We start from the raw sequence: 4,744 nt of genomic DNA on the forward strand, positions 1-4,744 counted from the left end.
GGGCGGCCGCGAACCGGGCGTCCTCGGCCAGACTCGGCCGGCCCAGCTCGGAGCACAGCTGCCTGAACTGGCGGTCGTTGCCGATCGCCAAAACGATCTCCCCCTCGCCGGTCGGGAACGGGCCGTACGGGAAGATGCTCGGGTGGTCATTGCCCATCCGCGACGGCACCTGCCCGTTGAGGGCGAATCCGCCGGTCTGGTTGACCATGCCGGACAGCGCGGAGGACATGAGGTTTACCTCCACGTGCTGACCCCGGCCGCTGCGCCCACGCTCGTGCAGCGCGGCGAGGATCCCGGTCGCGGCGTGCAGCCCGGTCATGACGTCGAACACAGCGACGCCGGCCCGGTACCCCGGGCCGTCCGACTCGCCCGTAAGGGACATGAGTCCTGAGGCGGCCTGAACCAGCAGGTCGTAGCCGGGCAGCGACGAGCCGCCGGCCGAGCCGAACCCGGTGATGGAGGCGTAGACCGCCGCCGGATTGACCCGGGACACCGAGTCGTAGTCCAGGCCGAAGCGCTCCAGCCCACCGGGCTTGAAGTTCTCGATCACCACGTCCGCGCCGGCCGCGATGTCCCGGGCGGCGGTGAGGTCGTCGGGGTCGCCGAAGTCCAGGGCGATCGAGCGCTTGTTCCGGTTGATCGACAGGTAGTACGTCGAGCGGCCCTCATGGACCGGCGGCATCCATTGCCGGGTGTCGTCCCCTGCGGGGCTCTCGACCTTGATCACGGTGGCACCCAGGTCAGCCAGCAGCATGGTGCAGTACGGCCCGGCGAGGATGCGGCTGAAATCGGCCACCACAATCCCGGCCAGCGGGCCGGTGACCTCGCGGCCGAAGGCGTCTAGGAAGGATCGGACAGCAGCGGCTGTGCTACTCGTGGCCGTGAGGGAGGAGGTGCGTGGCATCGGTGACGTCACAGGGAATGCACCTTCTTCTGGGCGGGGAACTCGGTGTCGGTCTCGGGAGCCTCGATGCCTGGCTCGGGGGCGACCGTGGCGAGGCTAGCGGGTGCTGCCGGGGCTGTCGTCGCGTCCTCCCGGACTGGCGGCGCGGCCTGGTGGAAGCTGTCGGACTCACCGTAGGTGGTGGCCAGGTGCTCGGACTTGCGCAACAGTGCGATCACGGAGAAGAGCGTGAGCGCGACGTAGACGACGGACAGGGCAATGACGGAAAGGATCGACCCGGTGGTGTTGAGGAGCCACTGGCCCACCAGCGGCGTGGTTCCGGCGAAGATGGTGGAGCTCATCTGGTAGCTCAGCGAGATGCCCGTGTAGCGGATGCCTGCGGGGTAGGACTTCGCCAGGATGCCTGCCATGGCGGCGTAGTACATGGAGTGGGGCAACGTGGCGATGGCCATGCCGGCGGCGGCCAGCCCGAAGTTGCCGGTGGCAATCAGGGGGAACATCAGCGGCAGCACGAGCAGCTCGGGGATGAGCAGGATGGACACGGCCTTCTTCAGGCTGATCTTCGAGGCGATGACGGCACCGAAGGGCTGCGCCAGGAACTGGACCACCAGGGAGATGGTGATGATGCCCAGGAACGCGTCGCGTTCGAAGTAACCCTCGTCCACGGCCCAGGCCAGGGAGAAGGTGCTCTTGAAATAGGTGGCGGCCACGCCGATGATGCAGGCCCCGATGCCCAGGACGATGATGGCCTTGTGGCGGCGCAGCAGCTCGCCGAGGGGGGTCTTGACGACCTTCTTCTCCACCATGAGTTCCTTCATGACGGGGGATTCCTCGATGGACAGGCGGATCACCAGGCCGATGACCACCAGCAGGGCGGACAGCAGGAACGGGACGCGCCAGCCCCAGCTGAAGAACTGCTCGTCGGGCAGCATCGCCACCACCAGCCACACGACCGTGGCCAGCAGGTTGCCCGCGGGGGAACCCTGCTGGGCGAACGCACCGTACAGGATGCCCTTGCCCTTGGGGGCGTGCTCGGAGGCCAGGACCACAGCGCCGCCCCATTCACCACCCATGGCGATGCCCTGGATCAGTCGCATGAAGACCAGCAAGAGGGTGGCCCAGACACCGATCTGGGCGTAGGTGGGCAGCAGGCCGACGGCCGTGGTGCAGACGCCCATCATGAGCATGGTGGTCACCAGGGCGTTCTTGCGTCCGAACTTGTCACCGAAGTGACCGAAGATCACCCCGCCGAGGGGACGGGCCAGGAACCCGACCCAGAAGGAGGCGAAGGCGGCCAAGGTGCCGACCGCCGGGTCGCTGCTCGGGAAGAAGAGCCGGCCGAGCACCAGGGCCGAAGCGGTGCCGTAGGCATAGAAGTCGTACCATTCGACGGTCGTTCCGGCGAAGGACGCGATGCCGGCCTTGCGGGCCATTTTCTGGCGGAAGGCGGCGTCGGCCGGCGCTGCGGTGCTCGATGCGTTCACATCTACTCCCAGGTTGGGTCGTGTGGTGCAGGCCGTGTGAGTCATCACACAGCCAGCGGGACCTGCACTACGTTGCCATCCGACATCAAGAGCGTCCAATACATAATGGTAACCAGTGTTAGTGGATTTACTTATCGCTCGGGGGTGCCGGCGGGGTGGGCAGGACCTCGGCGGCTAGGTCCAGCACGGCCTGCGTGGCCCGGCTGGTCCCTTCGGTCCGCCACACGAGGACGGCCTCCAGCTGCGGGAGGTCGTCACTGAAGGGGCGGTAGACCAGTCCGGGGGTGTCGATGTGTTGGACCGAGGACACGGTGATGGTGACGCCCACGCCCGCAGCGACCAGGCCGAGAATGGTGTACGAATCCGGTGCCTCCTGGACGATCCGCGGGCTGAACCCCGCGTTCATCGCGGCATGGGTCAGGGCGTCGCGGACGCTCGAGCCACCCGTGCCCGGAAACGTCACGAACGGCTCCTCGGCCAAGTCAGCCACCCGGAGTCGGTCCCGTTCGGCCAGCCGGTGGTCGGAGGGCAGCGCGGCCACCAGGGACTCCCGCTCATAGACATGGCTGGCCAGACCCCGGATACCGATGGGACGCCGGGCGAAGCCGATGTCCAGGGTCCCTTCGGCCACCCGCCGGGCCGCGGCCCCGGCGTAGGTCTGCCCCTCGAGGAACAGCTCGATGCCGGGTTGCCGGGCCCGGACCGCCCGAGCCAATGTCGGCAGGGCATTGCGGCTGCTGGCCCCGGCAAAGCCCACCCTGACCCGACCCACGACGTCCTCGCTACCCCTGACCGCCACCCGCCTGGCTAAATCGACATCCGCCAGGACTTTTCGCGCCGCGGGCAGCAAGGCGATACCCGCCTCCGTCAGGCATACGCTCCGCGTGTTCCGGTTGAACAACTGAACGCCGAGTTCCTTTTCCAACGCGCGGATTTGCTGGCTGAGCGCGGGTTGGGCAATGTGCAATCGGGCAGCAGCGCGCCCGAAATGAAGTTCCTCCGCCGTCGCGACGAAGCCTTCCATGTGTCGGAATTCCACAGCTGGCTTCCTCTCGATAGTCACGACGTACTGGCCTCACCCTCCGGTGTCACATGCTGTCCAGAGGGTAGCGCTATGGTGACCCGGGTCATCAACGAGGGGGGATGGTATTTCGCATCGCCGATATGGCGACCCCCGCCGACCCACCAACGCCTCGGCTGGGGCCGGCAGGTCCTGCGGCACCTACTGGACATGCTCCGCGCCGGAGGCCCGGCCAATCCCGACGTCACCGTGGTCGCAGATCCGCCGGGTCGGCGACTCTACGAAAGCATGGGGGCCATCGACTCCGACCCCGCCCAAGGCAGGGAACTGTGGCGACCTCCTATGTGCGCCTCGTGGCGGTCCCGACCATAGGCCCAAGCGTGTCCATTAGGGATCCGCTTGCGGACACGCCTGAGCCCATGGCCGGAACCGCCACCAAGCGATCACAGAAGACCGCCATGTATCGCCGAAAGCCACGCCCGACTGCAATTAATGCAGAAGTGGACTGCACTGACCCTCATGGGTAACCCTGACACGGTCGGCATGGGGCCCCTGCCACGAGACAGGACATCGAAGACTCGCAGGTCAATCGCAGGATTCGACCATGGAGAATGCTCCTCGTCGCCTAGGGGCCGTCCGCGATCGTTTCCTTTTAGGGAACAGGACTATTGAGCAGACGCGACCTTGGTGCACACGACTACTGAGCCCCCAAAGTTCAGAAGCCGACTGCACTGCCCCCGGAATCTTGGGGTTGTGAGTGCAGGCGGGTTCTGAAAATGACACCTTGTGAATCGCCTGAGGTAGATCAAGACCGCGATCTTGCCTATTAGGTCGGCGTACTGACGCCACCTCGGTGCCGGCGGATGAGCCAGTACCTCAAGGTCACGTCGGTGATGGCGAACAGTAACAACGGCCACATGGGCATCGCGGCGAGGTTGGAGGCGAGGAGTTGGACTATCGATAGCACCGCGAGGAAGATCAGCAGATCCCCGCAAGCAGCTGCCATGGCTTGGTGAAGGGGATTACTCTTCGCAGGCTTATCCGAGGCGTTCCCCGGTTGAGAGATCACTGCGCCGGCCCACCCCGTCATGGGTACCAGCCAGCCGAGCAAGAAGATGACGAAGGTTGTCCCGGACGGCCCGTCAACGTCGTTCGACAGTAGCCCTGATGTCAGTGCAGCGAACAGGGCGGCACCGACTGAACCGATGGCTGCAGCCACCGCCCATTGACCCGCAGTCATCTCCCGTTCGTCGGTCTTCACCGTGACACGGGCCTTGACCCTCGATCGTGGACACGGTGTCGGTTCGGTTATGCCGCTTCCGCGAGGGTAGCGGA

The 4,744-nt window shown here is 66.0% G+C and carries 4 protein-coding genes; all 4 read right to left on the reverse strand.

The window, feature by feature from the left end:
• Window positions 1-796, reverse strand: a 796-nt coding sequence (locus ABD161_RS15395) for a CaiB/BaiF CoA transferase family protein (protein WP_344004962.1), incomplete at its 3' end; no start/stop codon positions are given.
• Window positions 797-912: 116 nt separating this feature from the next.
• Window positions 913-2,388 carry an MFS transporter gene (locus ABD161_RS15400; protein ID WP_344004964.1) on the reverse strand — a complete coding sequence of 492 codons (1,476 nt, stop codon included), beginning with the start codon at window positions 2,386-2,388 and terminating at the stop codon, window positions 913-915.
• Between the two features lie 127 nt (window positions 2,389-2,515).
• Window positions 2,516-3,412, reverse strand: a complete 897-nt coding sequence (locus ABD161_RS15405; RefSeq protein WP_344004967.1) for a LysR family transcriptional regulator — start codon at window positions 3,410-3,412, stop codon at window positions 2,516-2,518.
• 823 nt (window positions 3,413-4,235) lie between these two features.
• Window positions 4,236-4,744: hypothetical protein (locus ABD161_RS15410; RefSeq protein WP_344004970.1), on the reverse strand; the 509-nt coding region annotated here is incomplete at its 5' end.

Origin of the sequence: Microbacterium paludicola (assembly GCF_039529675.1) — a bacterium.
GTDB classification, from domain to species: Bacteria; Actinomycetota; Actinomycetes; order Actinomycetales; family Microbacteriaceae; genus Microbacterium; species Microbacterium paludicola.

Bases quoted from the DNA above. Each gene is read 5' to 3' on its own strand.
- ABD161_RS15405 (WP_344004967.1), bottom strand. From the start codon at position 3,412: ATGGAAGGCTTCGTCGCGACGGCGGAGGAACTTCATTTCGGGCGCGCT.